Raw genomic sequence first — 3,397 nt, forward strand, 5'->3', positions numbered from 1 at the left:
CCCAAGTACAAGGAATCGCGCTGGCACAAGGGCAACGCCCTGAAGAACCTCAACGCCTCGCGCGAAGGTTCGCTGCTCGATTTCCTGGAAAACTTCACCGCTGAGTTCCCCAAGCGCGTGGACGAGTATGAAACCCTGCTCACCGACAATCGCATCTGGAAGCAGCGCACTGTCGGCATCGGCGTGGTCACCCCCGAGCTGGCGCATGCCTGGGGCATGACCGGCGTGATGCTGCGCGGCTCGGGCATTGCTTGGGATCYGCGCAAGAAGCAGCCCTATGCCAAGTACGACGCGGTCGATTTCGACATCCCGCTCGGCAAGGAAGGCGACTGCTACGACCGTTACCTGGTGCGCGTGGCCGAGATGCGCGAGTCCAACCGCATCATCAAACAGTGCGTCACCTGGCTCAAGGCCAACCCCGGCCCGGTCATGGTCAAGAACTTCAAGGTCGCGCCGCCCAGCCGCGAAGACATGAAGGACGACATGGAAGCGCTGATCCATCACTTCAAGCTGTTCAGTGAAGGCTACTGCGTCCCGGCCGGCGAAACCTACGCCGCCGTCGAAGCGCCCAAGGGCGAGTTCGGCTGCTACCTGATGTCTGATGGTGCCAACAAGCCGTTCCGCGTGCACCTGCGCGCGCCGGGCTTCGCCCATCTGTCCTCGATCGACTCGATCGTGCGCGGGCACATGCTCGCCGACGTGGTCGCCATGATTGGTACCTACGATCTGGTGTTCGGCGAGGTGGACCGGTGATCGCATCCGCTTGCACGATGCCTGACACCCGCCGGCTGTTGCCGGCGCTGCAGGTTCTGGTTTTTAACGATTTCGTATTCGCTGAGGTCGGCCGATGAAGGCGACAGGTAATTTCGAGGCGGCGCGCGACGTCGACCCGATGGTGGTCTTGAACGACAAGACCCGTGCGCACATCGATCACTGGCTGGCCAAGTTCCCGCCGGATCGCAAGCGCTCGGCTGTCCTGCAGGGCCTGCACGCCGCACAGGAACAGAACGCAGGCTGGCTGACCGACGAGTTGATCGCCGGCGTCGCCAAGTACCTGGACCTGCCGCCGGTGTGGGCCTACGAAGTGGCCAGCTTCTACTCGATGTTCGAGCTGGAGAAGGTCGGTCGCCACAACGTTGCCTTCTGCACCAACATCAGCTGCTGGTTGAACGGCGCCGAAGACCTGGTCGCGCACGCCGAAAAGAAGCTCGGCTGCAAGACCGGTCAGTCCACCGCCGACGGCCGCATCTACCTCAAGCGCGAAGAAGAATGCCTGGCCGGTTGCGCCGGCGCGCCGATGATGGTCATCAATGGCCATTACCACGAGCGCCTGACCGTCGAGAAAGTCGACGAGCTGCTGGACGGGTTGGAGTAAGACATGGCACATCATCACGCACCCAGTGGTCCGGTCGGTCCCGCACCGTTGCCGCACCAGGTGGTCTACACCACCCTGCATTACGACACTCCGTGGTCGTATGAGAGCTACCTCAAGACCGGTGGCTATGCCGCGCTGCGCAAGATCCTCGAAGAGAAGATCTCGCCGGAGCAGGTCATCGAGATGGTCAAGCAGTCCAACCTGCGCGGCCGTGGCGGCGCGGGCTTCCCGACCGGCCTGAAGTGGTCCTTCATGCCCAAGGGCACCATGCAGAAGTACATCCTGTGCAACTCGGATGAATCCGAGCCGGGGACCTGCAAGGACCGCGACATCCTGCGCTACAACCCGCATTCGGTCGTGGAAGGCATGGCGATCGCCTGCTACGCCACCGGCTCGACCGTGGGCTACAACTACCTGCGCGGTGAGTTCCACCACGAGCCGTTCGAGAACTTCGAACAGGCCCTGGCCGACGCGTACGCGAACGGCTGGCTGGGCAAGGACATCCTCGGCAGCGGCGTGGACATCGATATTTACGGTGCGCTGGGCGCCGGCGCCTACATCTGCGGCGAAGAAACCGCGCTGATGGAATCGCTGGAAGGCAAGAAGGGCCAGCCGCGCTACAAGCCGCCGTTCCCGGCCAACTTCGGCCTGTACGGCAAGCCGTCGACGATCAACAACACCGAGACCTATGCCTCGGTGCCGGCGATCATCCGCAACGGCCCGGAATGGTTTGCAGGCCTGAGCCTGACCAAGAACGGCGGCCCGAAGATCTTCTCGGTCTCCGGCTGCGTGCAGAAGGGCGGCAACTTCGAAGTGCCGCTGGGCACCACCTTCGACGACCTGCTGGAAATGGCCGGTGGTCTGAAGCCGGGCCGCACCCTCAAGGGCGCAGTCCCGGGCGGCGTCTCGATGCCGGTGCTGAAGGCCGAAGAGCTCAAGGGCCTGCAGATGGACTACGACACCCTGCGTGCCTTGGGCACCGGTCTGGGCTCGGGGGCCATCGTGGTGCTCGACGACAGCGTCTGCTGCGTCAAGTTCGCCTGCCGCATCAGCCAGTTCTTCCACAAGGAATCCTGTGGGCAGTGCACCCCGTGCCGTGAAGGCACCGGCTGGATGCACCGCGTGCTGGAGCGCATCGTCGCCGGYAAGGCCACGATGGAGGACCTGCATCAGTTGAAGACGGTGGCCGGCCAGATCGAAGGCCACACCATCTGCGCGTTCGGTGAAGCGGCGGCATGGCCCATCCAGGGCTTCCTGCGCCAGTTCTGGGACGAATTCGAGTATTACATCGTCAACGGTCATTCGATGGTTGACGGCAAGAAGGTGGAGGCAGCCGCCGCATGAGCGCGCAACCCGTGAACCCGAGCGTGCCACCGGACCACGTGACCGTCGAAATCGACGGCCAGTCGCTGGTCGTGCCCAAGGGCTCGATGATCATCCAGGCCGCCGACAAGGCCGGCATTCCGATCCCGCGCTTCTGCTACCACGAGAAGCTGCCGATCGCCGCCAACTGCCGCATGTGCCTGGTCGACGTGGAAAAGTCGCCCAAGCCGGCACCGGCCTGCGCCACGCCGGTCATGGATGGCATGAAGGTCGCCACCCGCAGTGAAAAGGCGCTGAAGTTCCAGCGCTCGGTGATGGAATTCCTGCTGATCAACCACCCGCTGGACTGCCCGATCTGCGATCAGGGCGGCGAGTGCGAACTGCAGGACGTCTCGCTGGGCTATGGCCGTTCGGTCAGCCGTTTCAACGAGCGCAAGCGCGTGGTGCCCGATGAGGACATCGGTCCGCTGGTCGCCACCGAAATGACCCGCTGCATCCAGTGCACCCGCTGCGTCCGCTTCACCGCCGACGTCGCCGGTACCTACGAGCTGGGTGGCATGTACCGCGGTGAAAACCTGCAGATCGGCACCTACGACGGCAAGCCGCTGACCACCGAACTGTCCGGCAACGTCGTGGACGTCTGCCCGGTCGGCGCGTTGACCAACAAGGTGTTCCAGTTCCGCGCCCGTCCGTGGGAAC

The 3,397-nt window shown here is 63.8% G+C and carries 4 protein-coding genes; all 4 read left to right on the plus strand.

Annotated elements, in window-relative coordinates; genetic code table 11:
• A partial coding sequence (locus ACXJKH_RS17120; protein WP_457321121.1) for an NADH-quinone oxidoreductase subunit D-related protein occupies nt 1–753 on the plus strand: 753 nt, incomplete at its 5' end.
• Between the two features lie 94 nt (nt 754–847).
• On the plus strand, nt 848–1,375 hold the full coding sequence (gene nuoE, locus ACXJKH_RS17125) for an NADH-quinone oxidoreductase subunit NuoE (protein ID WP_121038421.1): 528 nt from the start codon (nt 848–850) through the stop codon (nt 1,373–1,375).
• Nucleotides 1,376–1,378: 3 nt separating this feature from the next.
• Nucleotides 1,379–2,719: an NADH-quinone oxidoreductase subunit NuoF gene (gene nuoF / locus ACXJKH_RS17130; protein ID WP_123730636.1), complete on the plus strand. Its 1,341-nt coding sequence runs from the start codon at nt 1,379–1,381 to the stop codon at nt 2,717–2,719.
• On the plus strand, nt 2,716–3,397 hold a 682-nt coding region (locus ACXJKH_RS17135; RefSeq protein ID WP_457321123.1), incomplete at its 3' end, for a 2Fe-2S iron-sulfur cluster-binding protein. The genes nuoF and ACXJKH_RS17135, both read left to right, overlap by 4 nt.

It is taken from the genome of Stenotrophomonas sp. P5_B8, assembly GCF_054049855.1.